Below are 15,676 nucleotides of genomic sequence, written 5' to 3'. Positions count from 1 at the left end.
TTTTATTAATTACCCAGGGACGGCTATCAGTGTTTCTGCAGGTGTAATGCCGCAGGTGTAATGCCAGAATGATAATTACACCCTTCAACTGGAGAGGTGTAAAAGAAGTAAATAATGCTCACTCTCTTGTTGAGTATATACAGGCTCTTTATTTGGTGGCGTAATGCTTATCCATATAAAGGGATGATGTCAATGTCATACCAGTTAAGGTAAAAGATATGAAGTTTATTATGAAGAAAAACATGACCGCCCTGGCCATGTCGGTTGCAATGGCTGCCGGCACCCTGGGATGCATGAATACGGCTCAGGCCGACCCGGTATCAGCTGATTTTTCTAACAACATCCATGTGATTTCAGTGAACACTTGTGACATTGATGTGTCTCTGCCAACCGGTTCCCGTGATTTTGTCGCTAACTGGACGCGCACGGCTGCCAGCGGCAGCACGATGGCTGTGGATGCGGCAACACTGGCCGAGCCGCCGGAAATACTGGTGGCCGTTAACGGGGGGGCGGGCTGTAAGCTGGATAAACTCACCCTGACCACCGATCTCGGCGCGGGGGTCTATTTGGCACCCGGTGGAACGCGCACCTTCCTGAAAGCTGTTGACGGCTCTTCGAACGGTGGCTACTGGCGTTTCACGCCGACGCTGGCGAAAGCGACGTTGTACGGCGACGCCGCGGCCACCAGTGGTGCCACGACATCGGTTGACTTCATCGACCCGGCAGGCGTAAAGGTCCAGCAGTCCACCACAGCGAAAGGCAACCAGAACGACAGACTTGACATGGAGGGTGCTGGTGTGAAGGGTGTTCTGATGACGAACAACTACTTCACTAATGCGCTGGCCTCTGCACTGGTCTCCGGGACAGCAAATGAAACACAACTCATAGCAGAGGATACAAACACCTCGTACAAGGCAATGAAAATCGGCATCAGCGCGATCCTCGGCACTGACCCGGAAAGTGCCGCTGGTACCCCGAGCGCACTCACGGTTGCAGAGGGCGACAGTGTCGATATCCCGTTCACTATCAATATTTCGCCGTCCTGATAACAGACCCACCAGCGGGCCAGGCCATCTGAGCCGGCCGGACGCCGGGTAGCCCCGGCACTGAATTAAGATAAACAAGGTACAACCAATGAAGAAGACAAATTCCAGTACGTACACAAAGACCCTGATGCATATGGCGGTAGCGGCAGCCCTCACAGGGTCATTTGCTGCGCCAGCGTTCGCAGACGTAACACCGCAGGAATTTCACGCGAAAGTGAACATCAAGACTGACAACACGTGTTCACTGACCATCACTCCGGGCACGTCTACTTACAATTCAACACTGAGGATCGACACGGGTGAAGAAACAGCGCAATTCGAGCACACAGCGCCAGTCGGCACGGACCAGGCAGCGCTAACGGAGGTGGCTTACAGCGCGGGTTGCACATTCACGGGCTTGACTCAGACCCTCAAGCACACAGGAAATCGCGTCCCGGATGCCGGCAAACCTAGCATGTCCAACCCGCGGGCTTTCGGCGTTCCAGCCGGCACCGCGATGTTACAGATGGGCGCATACCCAACGGCGTCGCACTTATACAACGAGGCGGGAGTAGATATTTCAGACAAGTTCACGGTCTCCAGCCCCGGCAACAACAACAACGCGCTTTCGACAAGCAACACACCACTGCCGACGACGATGCCGTACAACAGCTACAAGGGCACGATTGGCAAAACGTGCGGCACTGAGCTGGCGTGCCTCGGATACTGGGCAACAAACCGGTCGGGACAAGCGCTGGCGAAACACGACTCCTACGACAACACAGCAACACTGTGGGTGAACACTTACGCGCCGGCGGCCGGAGCGACAGGGGCAGCGGCCACACGTGGGGAGTTCGGTTTGGTGTTCCTAAACAATGCGACTCCGATGAAACTCGACGGCAGCGGACCAGATGACGAGGGGATACCTGACGGCACCGACGTCCATGATACCTGGACCATGGAATTCTCCATTACCTGATCTGTGGCGCATAAAGGTAGCAGGGATGCTACCCACCTCCTGAGGTATAACGCCATTCGGGTAGCCTGAACCTCAGGGTTCAGATGCCGGATGTGCTCATAAAGCTGGCGACATTTCAGACGGTGTTTTTCGGTGGCTCTGGGGGCAAAGGCAGTGATGCCCTTGTCGGTAAACCAGAGCCCCATCCAGTCAAAGCCCCTCTGGGTTCTGCCCAGCTGGGTTTTGTCAGGATGCAGCACGAAACCAAATTCGTGCAGACGTTGTTTCAGTAGTTTAACGGCACGCCGGAGTTTATGGCGGGTCGTGGTGATGATAATAAAATCATCCATATAGCGTGCGTAGCGCACGCCGCTAATGTCGGTAAGCGCTTTATCGACATGGAACAGATGAAAGGCCGCCAGTAACGGGCTGAGCGAACTGGCGCGGGGGATGCCTTTTACAGGTGTATGAAAATTACCGCCATTCTCCACCGAATAGTACAGGAACTGCCATAACAACGAACGTATACCCGGGCAGGTAATGCAGGTGGTGAGCTGACGGTAAAGCCGGTCTTTGTCGATGTTTGCATAGTAACCGCGGATGTCGGTGCGAAACACGAAGGATGCATTTGTGTTTCGCAGGAAGTGGTGTACTCGACGCGCGCTCTGCTTGCCGCCACCCTGACCCCTGATGTGTTCACAGGTGTGGTGAACCGGCAGGTGCGGCGCCAGAAGGCAGGTCAGCGCGTGAATAACCAGTGCATCGCGTGCAGACCACATGACGCAGGCTTCACCGCCGACACGGGGAGTAACACGCAGGGGTTGCAGGCGGTATGTCCCTGCACGAAGCGCCTGCAGGATACGGACTTTTTCCTGTAACCAGTGAAAGCGCAGGTCCCATACATCAGCATTTGCCGGGTGATTTTTTCGGGAGGCACACAGCCAGATATAAGAGGCATCCAGTATTTCTGGTGTGAATGATGTCAGGGACAGGGTTATTTTCATCCGGGTGATATTCACGACGGGAAACCGGCGGTGTCATTATTTTGCGTGAGTCTTTCTGTGTTTATTTCAGTTTTCAGTTTTCAGTTTTTTGTCTGCATTTTAATTCTGCTTTATGAGTGCTTGCGTAGTATGCCGTGTTTATGCGCCATGTTTATATTTTTTTATTGTGGGCTGAAATCAGTGGCGTGATGTTTGCGATAAATAACCAGTGGAGTTGCTATGTCAGGAAATAATACGTTAAGTGACGCGTTTTTGACGGGTGGGAATAAGACAACCTTTCTGCAGAAGACCGTTGTCGTGATATTCGTTGCTGTGTCCTGTCTGCTTATTAACCTGCCCTGGCGGTCCCTTCTGTCCGTGGATACCGTGATACCGGAATACGCTGGCTGGATGTTACCGGGGCTGCTGCTTCTGGTTATGGCATTCAGCGGACGGATGGTATTTTTCCGTGCGCCGTGTCTGCTGCTCTCTTTTCTTATTCTCTCCCTGCCTCTGCTCTGGATGGCCCCCAACAGCGATACCTGGCGTGCGGTGACTCGTGTACTGATGATGTGGTGCGGAGGCGTGTTTCTGCTGTGGCTGTCCGCCTGCCGGGTATCCGGGGATGTGGCGGCCTTCTCTGCGGATGCGCTGATTGTGGCGGGTTTGGTGTGTGCCGTTTCTGTCCTGCTCTGTGTGCTCTGTCCGGCCGGGTATGCGCACTGGCTACCCCTGCAGGAAGGCCTGCGTCCTTCGGGTGGGTTTCGCCAGATAAACGTGATGGCGAGTTTTCTGGCCACGATGCTGGCCCTGAGTCTGCACCGGTGGCTGTTCTGCGGGCGGGCGCGGTATCTGGCCTGTCTTGTCATCTTTATGGTCTCCCTGGTCCTGGCGCAGAGCACCATCGGGTTGCTGGGTGCGACCGTGGTGGCCCTGCTGATGACGGTGGCGGGTCGTGGGGCGGTTCGTGGACGGTTGTCCGTCGCGCTGGCGGTGCTGGCTGCCAGCTGGGCCGGTACGCAGGTTGCCATGACGCTGATGTCCCTGCAGGCACCCGTTGACCATACGTTCGGGCAACTGGGGCGTATTCAGATGTGGCGGGCATGCGCGCGGTTAATTGCAGCGCATCCTTGGCGCGGCCTCGGCTACGGAATGTTTGAGGGTCGCTACCCTGAAGGCGTGGCGCTGCTGCAGCAGGTTCAGCGTGACCCGAGCATTGTGGCGCACCCGCACAACGAGCCCCTGTTCTGGCTGACGGAAGGGGGGCTGGTGGCCGCCCTCGGGCTGGCACTGATTCTGGTGTGGGGGATGCAGGTGTCGCTGCGCCTGTGGCGGCATGCCCGAGCTGTCGGGGGCTACGGCCTGCCCGGGAGCGATGCCACGGGGTTTGCGATATGTGCGCTGCCGGTGCTGCTGCATACGCAGGTGGAGTACCCGTGGTATCTCTCAGGCGTGCACTTTGTTCTGTTTTTGTTTCTGCTCAGTCTGGCACTTTCGCGCCTGACGCCTGCAGACCGGCAGGTGACCCTCGCCCCCCGCGTTCAGAAAATAACAGCCATTCTGCTGGCGCTGGCCGGTGTATTTCTTGTCTGGTTTTCACTGACCGGCACTGTGGTTCGGGTGGGCATTGATGCCGCGAAGCAGACCATGGCAATGGACACCTCTCTCTTTGACCGGGTTCGGGGGCTGAACCCCTGGTTTATGCCGGACCAGCAGGCATTCGTATTGAGCCTGCACGATATGCAGTTGTTTAACCAGGATGGTGACCCGGGAAGGCTGGAACGCGCGGTGCATTTCTATCAGGACTACCTGGTGCGTCACCCGGACCCGAATGTGTATGCCATGTACCTGCAGGTGCTGACGCTGGATGGCAATACGGCACAGGCGAAGCAGGTGTATGACGAGGCCCGGTGGCGGGTGGGCTGGGACAGTCGTTTCAAAAGTGCTCCTGATAATAAGGAAAAACAGTAATGAATACATTAACGCGTTGTTGCGGGCAGCATGCTGCAACCAGAGAGGCAGTTGGTTTCACGTCGCGGTATCCGGTCAGGCTTGCAGTTCGCCTGCTTGTCTGCGCGACGCTGACAGCGTCCGCTTTGCCGGTGTACGCAGAAGTAGCCACGGAGCCCGCGGATAAGGCTGCACCGGCTATGGATGCTGGCGAGGTCCAGATGCTTCGCCAGGAGTTGGCAAGGCAGGATGCGCTTTTGCAGAAGCTGATGTCACAGCAGTCTGATTTATTATCCCGTCAGGGGCTGCGTGCCGGAGAGGTGCCTGTCCCGCCGACACCGCCGGGCGGAGCACCGGTGCCAGCTTTAACTGGTGCAGCCGCCACATCGGCAGGGGAGGTGGCCGTGAGTCAGGCCCGCCCTGAAGCGTTACCCCTGAATGCGGCAACCGTGACGCCGCCTCCCGCTCCCGCTGCAGAGCAGTCGGTCAGCGGGGTGGTTTCGGGTGGGATGACGGGGCAGAGTGGTGCAGGATCGCCACCGTCCCCTGCTGCAGTGGCCCCACCCATCGCCCCTGCGGCCTCAGCACCTTCTGCATCATCCACACCCGCTCCACAACCTGAAACACCCTCTCTTTCGGATGAGAATGCCCGCCGTGCGTACGCCAGTGGCGTATCGCTGGCGTACGAAATGCAGCAGTCTCTGGCTGTGCAGAAGTCTCTGGGAATCACCCTGTCGCCGGAGGTGCTGATGACGGGGCTGCAGGATGCACTGTCAAATCGCCCCCTGCGGATGCAGGATTCCGATATTCAGTCCACGCTCGCCTCGCTCAATGCAGATTTTACGAGCCGGATGCAGAGTCGTCGTGCGGATGAAGTGGCCAGAGGTCGTGAGTTCCGCTCTGATTTTCGTCGCAAAAAAGGCGTGGTCAGTGATGCAGGTTCGCTTTACCTGATCGAGTCCAGGGGGGCAGGACGACTCAGGACCACGGATATGGCCACCCTGCTGGTTACCGGGCGTCTGCCGGATGGAACGGTATTTGATGGCAGTGGTGAGGCGGGTCAGGCCCGCAAGGTGAAGGTTGGCGCCATGCTGCCGGCCATTGCCATCGGCCTGCAGAAGGTGGGGGCCGGCGGACACCTGACGGTGGTGGTGCCTCCCGAGAAGGGGTACGGCGATATGGGGTTGCCGCCGACGGTTCCCGGTGGGGCGACGCTTATCTTTGACATCACCGTCAAAGGGGTGAATGAGTCAGGCTGACCCCCCCCTGAAGGGATGACTCCTGCCTTGACGGAAAGCGGCCGCAACGTCCCTCCACGCACGCAATGGCGGATGTTACAGCGCTGAACTGAAAAAAAACTGAATTACCACGGGTAAAACCGGTGCTGCGGCACCGGCGGGTTTCTGCATGCCTGAATTCTGTTCCGGTGAATCGATGGAGGTGTTTAACTCACTGAATTTAAACAAAAATTAAAGGCTGGTTGATGAATTGTTTTCGCCCGGACCGGCCTGTACGAATGCGGTCGTCCGGACGTCATAAGTCGCTCGACTGACTGGCGGCACTCTGAAATGCCCGGCCACGACCGGGCCAGTGCGACAAGGAGCTGACAATGGCAACATGCGATAACGAACGCCAGGCGTCACCGACTGATTTTTCACAGACCCATTCTGAGATGAAGCGCACCGCGCGCGGCAAGCTCCAGGCCGGACGGCAGCGCAACCATGGCGTCTGGCGCCTGCCGCCGGGAATGGAAGCTGAAGAGGGGTCACCTCTCTGGCTGGTGGTCGCCCTCTGGGCACTGCGCCAGGGGCGGGCCGTAACCCGGGAGGAGATTTCTCAGGCTTTTTCTGTGGCCCCGCGCCGGGCTGCGGACGTGATGACCTACATCATGTGTGACCGGTCCGATTCGGTTGAGGTGCACAAGGAGGTGGTCCGGGTGGCCAGCGGCCACCGGGTGGCGATGTTCCTGGTGACCTCCGTCACCACCCGCCCGGAGGCACCGGTTGCCGCAGCCTCCGGGCGCAAACCCCGCACCGAGGTTTCCGAGGCTGCCCGCCTGCGTGAGCGGGAGGCGCTGGCAGAGGCGGCGAAGTCGTTTCTGTTCCAGCGCCGGGCCTCATCGGGCTTTTCGTGATGTCCGCCGGCGCGATGGGGGTGACCTTTTACCTGGTGCAGCGACTGCATGACTCGCCGCTGCTCTGGTTGCTGGCTTTGCCGGTGGCGACGGTGCTGCTGCTGGAGCTCCCCTTTTTGCGCCTGCTGAGGCGTCGCCTGCGTCACGCCGGTCTCAGGGAGGTGCTGCGACAGTCCGTGCGCCTGTGGGGGCCTCCCGTACTGCTGATAGGGTGCGGGCTGGGGCTGGCAGTGTATCCCTGCAGTGACCGGACAACTACTGACTCCTCCGGGGAGTTGAATGGGCCGGATACCCGTTGTGAGCGTCCGGAGCAGAGCGATGTGTTACTGCCCATGGCCTGCCCGGGGACGGGAGCGCGAGGCCCTGCACCGGAAGTGCAGGTATTTGAGGCCAGCAAATGATGCTCCCTTTGCCCGGGCTGGCTCGCAGGACCGGCAACCCTTATGACAAAACAGATTACAGACAACACACAGCAAGAGGCAGAAAAGAATGATGATGAAAAAACTGATGGCAGAAGCGACCGGTACGTTCTGGCTGGTCCTGGGCGGGTGTGGCAGTGCGGTTCTGGCAACCGGCTTTCCGGATGTGGGGATTGGTTTTCTCGGGGTGTCGCTGGCCTTTGGCCTGACGGTGCTGACTGGGGCGTACGCGTTTGGCTCACTCTCCGGGGCGCACTTTAACCCGGCGGTGACGCTCGGGTTATGGGCCGGTGGGCGAGTCACGTCCGGTTGGGTCATCCCCTATATCGCCGCACAGGTGGCAGGTGGTCTGCTCGGGGCTGGGGTGTTGTTTCTGATTGCCAGTGGCAGCAGTGGCTTTGATGTTCATGCCGGATTTGCGAGCAACGGTTACGGCTCCCTGTCACAGGGGGAATTCCCCTTGCTGAGCGTGGCCCTGGCGGAGTGGGTGCTGACCACCCTGTTTGTGCTGGTGATTGCGCGGGTGACGGCAGCTGACGCCCCTTCAGGATTTGCCCCGCTGGCAATTGGCCTGTGCCTGACGCTTATCCACCTCATTTCCATTCCGGTGGACAACACCTCCGTGAACCCGGCCCGCTCGACAGCGGTGGCGGTGTTTGCCGGTGGTGAATGGCTGAAGCAGCTCTGGGTTTTCTGGGTGGCACCGGTTGCCGGCGGACTGACCGGAGGTGTGCTGTCGCGACTTTTTGCGGACAAAGCTGCGGGTAAACGCGACGCGTCCTGATGTCAGGGGGCATAGCCGGCCCGCCGGCAGGCGGGTGTCTGGACCATGTCCGCTGAGCATAATAAGGAGGAGTGCAGGATGAAGATATCAGGTGTCATCAGGGTGGCGGGCCTGCTGGGGTTGTTGCTCCTTTTTATCGCCGAAGCGGCCGGGCAAACATCGCGCACGCTTTCGTGCGGCCATGTGTGCCAGACCACGCGCCAGACCACGCAGATGGTAAGTACTCCCTGGCATTTCGGTCGCGACCGGCTCAGCGTGCCTGACTCACTGCCGGTCGGAATGGTGATTGCTGCAGCTGTCCTGCCCGCCGAGCAGATACTCCACCGTCGTGACCGGAATGTATCCGGTGGACTGTGGGGCTCCCGTGGTCCGGCGGCGTCATGGCTTGCAGTCCGAACCGCGCTGGAGGGGGTGATGGTGCGTATTGTGCCTGACGACGCACCGGGCGGCGAGTGGTCTCAGGGGGAGATACGCATTGAGCTGGTCAAGACCGGTGTGATGCGGACGGGGGTGCTTCAGCTGATGCGGGAGATGCCGGAGTACCGGCTGTGGCGTAACCGCCAGGGCGGGCGACAGGTTCTGTTGCGTGAGCGTCTGGTAATGGACCGTCCGCTGACCGTGGCGGTGATGACCGGTGTGCCGACGGGTGACCCGGTGATAGCCGCGGGAGAAGAGGGGTGATGCTCGGGCGTGTGGCTGCGGCCTGGCAGCACGCCGGCAGGCTGTTGATGCTGGTGACGTCTCTGGTGTTCTGTCAGACAGGCTCTGCCGGTGTGCCTTACCCTTTTCCGGCACCTTCCGTGCAGTGTCGCAGTGACCTTGCCTGGCTCAGGCTCGCCATGCCGGAGGTGCTGATATCCCTTCAGCCGGAGCCGGTCGGACGTGACGGAGTGGCGTTCACGCCATCCCGACGGTCAGTACCGGAGGTCTGGCAGCGGCTACAGCAGGACCGGTACTGTGAGCTCGCCCGTACCCTCCGTCACCGGGTCGCATAAGACTGCAGATGCATGCCGTCAGGCTCGCATGTGTGATAGTAAGGAGAAAAAATAATGAGGCTGACTTTCCCGCTTGTCGCGCTTTGCCTGGGCGGAATGCTGGTGCTGACGGTACTGCTGACCGGGCGTCAGGCGCGGCAGGATGAGGACCTGGCGATACGCCGGGCCACCCGGAGCATTGACAGTATGCTGGCGGAGGCGGAGCGGGTGATATCCATGAACCGGGCCTTCCTGGGGCAGCCGTGCACCCCACAACTGGCCCGCCAGCTCGCGCGCTCTGCAGCGCTGAGTCCACACGTTCGTGGCGTCCGGTTGTTGCAGAATAACGTCACCGTCTGCGCCTCCCTCGGCGGGGCGCCGGACCTGCCCGCCCTGCCGGCGTCAGCACGGATATCCCCTGCCCTGCTGCTCACGCCCGGGGATGCGCTTACGCCGTCCTCTTCGTTGCTGGTGATGATGCGACAGTATCCGGAAGGGGGCGTTGCAGTGAGTCTGAACGGTCTCTTTCTGCGTCAGGCATTGCGGGCCACGCCGGACCTCCCCGGCCTGATGTTTCGTGCCGGTGGCCTGGAGATGGGGGCGGACGGGGTGGTGCATCACGCGCCGGAGGATGTTGCTGACCCCCCCCCTGCCTCTGGTCAGTATGCGTTTACACTGGTGACCGATCCCCGCAGTCCGGTGCGGGACCGCAGCCTGCTGCGTGACGCCCTGCCGTGGATAGTACTGTGTCTGCTGGTGACGGCGGCAGCCACCCGGCTCTGTCATATATGGCAGAGCCGGCGAAGCCGCGAGGATATCCGTCTGCGCCGGGCCATTAAGGCCGGGGACATCCGCCCCTGGTATCAGCCGGTGGTGGACAGTGCTACCGGTGAGCCGGCGGGCTGCGAGGTGCTGGCCCGCTGGCACACGCGGGGAGGGGAAGTGATCCCCCCCGAACGTTTTATCCCCCTGGCCGAGCGTAGCGGGCTGATTGTTCCGATGACCCGCAGTGTGCTGATTCAGGTGGCGCGTGAGCTTGGTGCGCACCGGCAGGTACTCCCGTCTGTATTTCACCTTGCCTTTAACCTGAGTGCCGCCCATGCGGGCGACCACACTCTCCTTCAGACCTGCCGGGCGCTCCAGTCCGCACTGCCGGGCGTCATTCTGGTGGCTGAAATCACCGAGCGGGAGCGTTTTGAGCCCTCAGTCCGCCTGCCGGAGCTGCTGCCGGCCCTTCGGGCGGCCGGTGTCCGGGTGGCGCTGGATGATTTCGGGACCGGGTATGCCGGCCTCAGCACCCTGGACCAGCTTCCGGTGGATTACATCAAGCTGGACCGGACCTTCACGACCCAGACTGGCGGAACGGCCTATCCCGGTGAGCGACTGCTGATGGCGGAGATGGTGACGGAGATAGCCCACCGTATGAAGCTTGAGGTTGTGGCTGAGGGGGTGGAAACCTCCGCGCAGCGCGACTGGCTGAAGGCGCACGGGGTGAGGTGGCTACAGGGATACTTTTACTCCCGGCCGCTGCCGTTAACAGAATTCCTGGTCTGGCTTCAGGGGGACTTCCCGGAGGAAAAGGGGGGCGGCGCGGGCGCGGGGACAGATGCAGCCGGTGGCGACGCAGGGCGCACCGGATAACCACGTTCACGGGCGATGAGGTGGCAGGGAAAGAAAGCGTGCCTGCGTCGTCGCGTTACCGGCCATAAGGAGGTCAGATGGTTCCGATTGATACATTACCGGATTTCCCGGAGCTCTGTCTGTGGATGCTCGGTGCGGCAGCGTTGTCCGCCGGTGTCTGGGGCGTGGTGGTCGTCCTGCCGGGGACGCGTGACCGCTGTATTTTCCGGCGCAATCAGGCCGGACCGCTGCGCTGGCTGCGGGGGGAGTACTCAGTGGCCTGCACGATGCTGACTGGCGGCCCGGTGGCAGCGCCCGGCCTGTGGTGGGTATCTGCTGCAGGTCTGGTCCCGGCCGGTATCTGGCTGCATCTGGCTGTGGCGCTGTGGTGCCTCCTGCTGGCAGTGGCCCTGCTGAATGCGGCGCGAAAGTCGCACCCTGAAGGGGCGGCGTGTGCCGGGGTGGTGATACTGGTCACCCTGCTGCTGCTCGGCGCCGGCGTCCTGGTGCTCCGGTGCGCCCGGCTGCTGACCGGGACCGGATGAACGCGGGAAGTGTGAACAGTGTGACGGGAACAAAAAAACACGCTGGCCGTCCGGGAAGCCATGTGCTGACAGCCCCTGAGACGCCGGCACCGGGAAGAACTGGGCGGAGGGGGACTGGCGCAGGAAGTAATCCCTGAATAAAGTGCTGGTACAGGAGTGGCCTGCCCCGTGATGAAAATATCTTCCGGAACATCGCGGCTTCCCGGCCGCGGGATGCCGTCAGTGACGTGAAAACAGCAGTATCAGCCACAGCACAACAAGGCAGTACGACAGCAGAATGAGTTCCGGGTTTTCGTTGATCACCGTCGAATGGAGCATGGCGATATCTCGTGGTAGTCCATAAAGCAGGTAATGCAGCATATCAGGATGTTCCGCATGAGTGAGACCGATGCATTACCGCAACGAGAGCGAGCTGAAGGCAACTGAGATAACGGGGCGTCATTCATGCTCGAAATCATTTGAATAATTCTTACGGGGTTCGTTTCGCCCGGATTGGGATTCCATACTCAGATGCCGTCTGGACAGGTGGACGTCTAAATTACCAGCATTGGCTTAATGGCTGCATACGGCGCTGAGTTTACGCTTACTAGGTATCCTTCACCGGAATGGCAAAAGATACAGTTCAAAAAACCTGTGAAGTTCCAATAACATTGATGGAGATCACCGAGTAACAAAATGAATCAAAAGTGATCTTCATCAATGTTATTCAGTGATCTAGCCAAATGTTATTACCCGATCTATCTGAGTGGTAATACGCAATTGCCACAACTTGTCCAACACGGGTCGTGCATAACGCTGTCGACATTGGCGGATCTTTTTCACCGGCCGGTGTCGGATCTTCTTTTCCAGTCGGTACAGCCCGGCGATCTGTCTGACCGCCATCGCGGCGCGAGGATCCTGGCTCGCTTTATAAAGGTCGGCGAAGTTTTTGCGGGCATGTGCCCAACAACCTGCTAGCACGATCCCGTTGTTTTGCCCGGCCAGAGTATCGTAAGCCGGATATCCGTCGACTACAAGATTTCCTGCCCAATCCTTCAGGTATGCTGCCGGGGACGCGCTACTTCTGCCGGGTTGACTGTCGAAGCAGACGACAGCAGGACCGCTTTTTTCACAGCTGACATAAGCTCACAGATCACGGGGTGGCCCTGAACGGGAGTGACTGCAGGCGTCTCCCGTTGTGATATTCGTTTCCGGTCAGGCATGTCGCCGGACGGACTTTTTTCATAGCAGTTAGGAATTACGATGTTGTTTTTTACCCTTCTCTCCTCACCACGGGCGGATGATGCCCTGATGCTGGTCGTACTGATGACCGGCTTGCTACTGTGTGCCTTTTTGGGGCGGACGTCCCGTCGGGCAGGGCAGGACGCAGAGGCGGGTATTGTACATGGTGCCGTCCTGTCGTTGTCCGGCCTGCTGATAGGTTTTGCTTTTTCCATTTCGGTCAATGGCTTTGCTGCCCGCGAGCAGGCTCAGGTGCGTGAAGCCCTGTCTGCGGGTAAAGCATGGCAATATACTGGTTTGCTCCCCGAGCCGACACGGCAGACGGCCCGTCAGTTTCTGATGGACTGGATGAATGACCGTATTCATTTCTTTCGGGAAGGTACCAGCGAAGGGGGGCGAATCTGGATACAGATGGCTCAGGTTCGCCAGAACAGGCTGTGGCAACTGATTGAGAAGGAGGCCGAACTAACTCCAACTCCTGCGGTGATGTCAGTACTGACGACGGTAAGTGAGCTCGGCATGTCACAGCAGCAGACTCGTGCCGTATGGAGACGGCAAATCCCGGATGCGGCATGGTGTGTTCTGTTGCTTTTTGCCCTGAGCGCCAGTTTTTTGGCCGGCTATCGACATCCCCGTGAAAGAGGCATGAAGCGAGTTTTGTTGTTCTTTCCAGTGCTGACTGCCTTTACGCTGTTTATGATTGTGGAAATAGATATTCCTGGTGAGGGGATCATCCGTGTAACACCAGATGACCTGGAAGCGATGATGGGTACCCTTACGGGCAACAATCTACCCGGAGCCATAAGGGAGCCTGGGGCTTATATTCATCATATTCCATAAAGTCAGAATAAAAAATCTGCGGTGGTATACGGTGGAGCAATAAAAATAGGGGGCAATTATAACTGCTTATGATGGAGGCTGGCTTATTAGTAAAAATAGCGTTCATCACCTGTATGGAACTAATTATTTATTTGCGATCAGACACACACCTGAAGGTATTAATTAATAGCGTGCTGAGAATGTATGTTGTTGTGGTTATCATTTTTATTTTTTTGTGCTGTAGCGATTCACTTCGCGTATTTATTATACAGCTCTGGGTTTGTTCTAAAAGTGCTTGAGCTTGTAACGAAAATACAACATTTTGTATAGATTATCACTAACCACAAAGGGTGATGCTGTAAATGCCCTGAAAGGTAAATTTCTACATTTAATCTGCTTATCTGTATGGAATTCTATCTTTATTTTTGGTTAAAGATGGTATTGCTTTTTTTTCGCCGTTTTTTCTTTTTAAGAAAGAAACGTTTTTATATAAACCTCAGGGGGTTAATATGAAGGCTAGACTGTATTTGACATCACAGGAAACTGAAAGAATTATTCAGGTAACGCATGGTGCTAAAAATGGATTGCGCGATAGTTGTATGATTATGCTTTGTTTTTATCATGGATTGCGGGTCAGTGAATTAACCGGTCTGACAGTGAGAAATGTCGATATTGACAGCAGACGTATTTATATACGACGTCTCAAAAATGGGTTCAGTGCCATCCACCCTCTCCAGCCAGAAGAATGCAGTCTGCTGGCTCAGTGGTTAAATATTACTCCGGACTCACATGAGGGGTGGTTATTTCCTAATTTGAAGGGGAAACGTCTTACCCGGCAATATGTTTATAAGTTATTAAGAGGCTATGGAGAAAAAGCAGGGATAGCCATACGGGTTCATCCACATATGTTGCGCCATGCATGTGGTTATGAGCTGGCTGAGCAGGGTATGGATACACGATTGATACAGGATTATCTTGGCCACAGAAATATCAGACACACCGTCCATTACACGGCCGGTAACGCAGCTCGTTTTGCACGGGTATGGGAGTCCTCGCGTTTGTTTTCTGAAAGCGACGATGTTACCTGATAAATAATTTCCCCGGCAAGAAGGGGGGCTGAGAGGCTTCGCCAGCAACGTTCAGCCGAACTGATATTATAAAGCTGAAGGGGAATTAAAATAAAGATATCTGTTATCTGTTATCTGTTATCTGTTACCTGTTATCTGTTCCTTCTTTCCAAAATATAATTTTATGGGGGTGTCGCTGGTGAACTCACAGGGTTCTAAGTGAATAGTTATTTGATTATCATACTTATGAAAAGTGTGGGTATTAATGTTGAAGGTTTTACGATTATTTTTAGCGTATGGTGATTTGGTTTTAGGTACCATACTTTTACAGTAAAGACAGATAAAAGGCCTGCTGTATATCTATCAACAGAACTTGACCAGGTAATAGTCAACCCTAAGCCAGCGGAATGGGCCCTGGTAATGCTTGGGTATTAGTGTGACGGAGATAACTGAGTAACATTGATGGAGATCGGTTTGCGTCACTTTCACCGAAATATTTTTAAATTAACGTTACTGAGTGCGTATTCCGCTTTATTCGAACACGGATTGGCATCGAAGTTTGATCGGCGATTAGCATTTGTTCGATCAACCGGGAACCTAACTTTTTCTACTGCTTTTTAACCCGTTTTTCGTCGCTTTCCACTGCCGGGTCATTTTTCCTCATTGACTCCCCCCTGCAGGACCAACCGGTGAGCGTTGTGCACCAGCCTGTCCTGGATCGCATCGGCTGTTGTCGGGTTCTCCATCAGCCCGTGCCACTTGCCTATCATGTAAACGTCCTCTCTGCTCAGCATGTTGATGTCCTTTCTGGTGTGAGAACCTCAAGGAAACAACATGTTGGGTAGAGCGGACCATACTAATGGTGAATTACCGTCTTATATCACTGGTGCTAAAACAGTTGTTCGGAGGTTCACTGATGTTGCGAGATTATGATAGGCAGGTTGCAGAGGCTTTGTCCATGGTGCGTGCGCTGAACAAAATGACGAAGGCAGGTAAGCCAGAAAGCGTGCGTATCGCCTGAAAACACGACCCGCTACAGGGATTCTTGCCCGAAATCTGATTTATTCAGCAAAGTCATGCTGTTCTTGAACTTCGTTTGTTTCGCATGGGATATCCATTCAGGGAATATGAATTCTGTCGGTTGTTGATAAGTTGTTTGGAGCTTATTACACCTGAC

The 15,676-nt window shown here is 56.9% G+C and carries 14 protein-coding genes and 3 pseudogenes; 13 read left to right on the top strand and 4 right to left on the bottom strand.

Features of this window, described 5'->3' with window-relative positions:
• The first annotated feature begins 218 nt into the window (after positions 1-218).
• Entirely contained in the window at positions 219-1,046 is an 828-nt protein-coding gene (locus tag GYRE_RS03790; RefSeq protein ID WP_038253126.1) for a hypothetical protein, read from the top strand.
• 783 nt (positions 1,047-1,829) lie between these two features.
• Here GYRE_RS03790 and GYRE_RS23465 read toward each other — a convergent pair.
• Positions 1,830-2,987, bottom strand: coding sequence for a reverse transcriptase domain-containing protein (locus GYRE_RS23465; RefSeq protein ID WP_072009037.1), 1,158 nt, complete (start codon positions 2,985-2,987; stop codon positions 1,830-1,832).
• Between the two features lie 219 nt (positions 2,988-3,206).
• On the opposite strand from GYRE_RS23465, the gene GYRE_RS03770 reads away from it, so the two are divergent.
• From GYRE_RS03770 to GYRE_RS03730, 9 genes are all read left to right on the top strand, one after another.
• Positions 3,207-4,937, top strand: coding sequence for a PglL family O-oligosaccharyltransferase (locus GYRE_RS03770; protein ID WP_038253118.1), 1,731 nt, complete (start codon positions 3,207-3,209; stop codon positions 4,935-4,937).
• Positions 4,937-6,175 carry an FKBP-type peptidyl-prolyl cis-trans isomerase gene (locus GYRE_RS23460; RefSeq protein ID WP_072009036.1) on the top strand — a complete coding sequence of 413 codons (1,239 nt, stop codon included), beginning with the start codon at positions 4,937-4,939 and terminating at the stop codon, positions 6,173-6,175. Before GYRE_RS03770 ends, GYRE_RS23460 begins: the two co-directional genes overlap by 1 nt.
• A 350-nt stretch (positions 6,176-6,525) precedes the next feature.
• Positions 6,526-7,050 carry a CaiF/GrlA family transcriptional regulator gene (locus GYRE_RS23140; protein ID WP_051860909.1) on the top strand — a complete coding sequence of 175 codons (525 nt, stop codon included), beginning with the start codon at positions 6,526-6,528 and terminating at the stop codon, positions 7,048-7,050.
• On the top strand, positions 7,047-7,451 hold the full coding sequence (locus tag GYRE_RS03755; protein ID WP_156102662.1) for a hypothetical protein: 405 nt from the start codon (positions 7,047-7,049) through the stop codon (positions 7,449-7,451). Before GYRE_RS23140 ends, GYRE_RS03755 begins: the two co-directional genes overlap by 4 nt.
• A 91-nt stretch (positions 7,452-7,542) precedes the next feature.
• Complete coding sequence (gene aqpZ, locus GYRE_RS03750) at positions 7,543-8,253, top strand: aquaporin Z (RefSeq protein ID WP_245939545.1); 711 nt, start codon at positions 7,543-7,545, stop codon at positions 8,251-8,253.
• Between the two features lie 78 nt (positions 8,254-8,331).
• Positions 8,332-8,934 (top strand): hypothetical protein, encoded by a 603-nt coding sequence (locus tag GYRE_RS03745; RefSeq protein WP_038253112.1) that lies wholly within the window; start codon positions 8,332-8,334, stop codon positions 8,932-8,934.
• Positions 8,931-9,248 carry a hypothetical protein gene (locus tag GYRE_RS03740; protein WP_146748696.1) on the top strand — a complete coding sequence of 106 codons (318 nt, stop codon included), beginning with the start codon at positions 8,931-8,933 and terminating at the stop codon, positions 9,246-9,248. The genes GYRE_RS03745 and GYRE_RS03740 overlap by 4 nt, the downstream gene beginning before the upstream one ends.
• 54 nt (positions 9,249-9,302) lie before the next feature.
• Positions 9,303-10,868 carry an EAL domain-containing protein gene (locus GYRE_RS03735; RefSeq protein ID WP_038253106.1) on the top strand — a complete coding sequence of 522 codons (1,566 nt, stop codon included), beginning with the start codon at positions 9,303-9,305 and terminating at the stop codon, positions 10,866-10,868.
• A 77-nt stretch (positions 10,869-10,945) separates the two neighbouring features.
• Positions 10,946-11,392: a hypothetical protein gene (locus GYRE_RS03730; RefSeq protein WP_038253103.1), complete on the top strand. Its 447-nt coding sequence runs from the start codon at positions 10,946-10,948 to the stop codon at positions 11,390-11,392.
• Between the two features lie 219 nt (positions 11,393-11,611).
• Here the strand turns inward: GYRE_RS03730 and GYRE_RS24405 are convergent, their stop codons facing one another.
• Together GYRE_RS24405 and GYRE_RS23455 are read right to left on the bottom strand one after the other, a co-directional pair.
• Positions 11,612-11,752 carry a hypothetical protein gene (locus GYRE_RS24405; protein ID WP_156102661.1) on the bottom strand — a complete coding sequence of 47 codons (141 nt, stop codon included), beginning with the start codon at positions 11,750-11,752 and terminating at the stop codon, positions 11,612-11,614.
• Positions 11,753-12,154: 402 nt separating this feature from the next.
• Positions 12,155-12,517: pseudogene (locus tag GYRE_RS23455) on the bottom strand (IS66 family transposase); the annotation flags it as partial.
• Positions 12,518-12,634: 117 nt separating this feature from the next.
• Between GYRE_RS23455 and GYRE_RS03725 the strand changes: the two are divergent.
• Both GYRE_RS03725 and GYRE_RS03720 read left to right on the top strand, forming a co-directional pair.
• Positions 12,635-13,453, top strand: a complete 819-nt coding sequence (locus GYRE_RS03725; RefSeq protein WP_051860908.1) for a bestrophin-like domain — start codon at positions 12,635-12,637, stop codon at positions 13,451-13,453.
• A gap of 488 nt (positions 13,454-13,941) precedes the next feature.
• A complete protein-coding gene (locus tag GYRE_RS03720; RefSeq protein WP_038253100.1) occupies positions 13,942-14,520 on the top strand; it encodes a tyrosine-type recombinase/integrase in 579 nt (192 codons plus the stop codon).
• 586 nt (positions 14,521-15,106) lie between these two features.
• Here GYRE_RS03720 and GYRE_RS03715 read toward each other — a convergent pair.
• A pseudogene (locus GYRE_RS03715) lies at positions 15,107-15,266 on the bottom strand (ATP-binding protein); the annotation flags it as partial.
• A 122-nt stretch (positions 15,267-15,388) separates the two neighbouring features.
• On the opposite strand from GYRE_RS03715, the pseudogene GYRE_RS24400 reads away from it, so the two are divergent.
• A pseudogene (locus GYRE_RS24400) lies at positions 15,389-15,520 on the top strand (IS5/IS1182 family transposase); the annotation flags it as partial.
• Positions 15,521-15,676 lie beyond the last annotated feature (156 nt).

Source organism: Yokenella regensburgei ATCC 49455, assembly GCF_000735455.1.
GTDB classification, from domain to species: Bacteria; Pseudomonadota; Gammaproteobacteria; order Enterobacterales; family Enterobacteriaceae; genus Yokenella; species Yokenella regensburgei.
The sequence above is the reverse complement of the archived record's forward strand: the minus strand, read 5'-3'. Positions and strand labels throughout refer to the sequence as shown.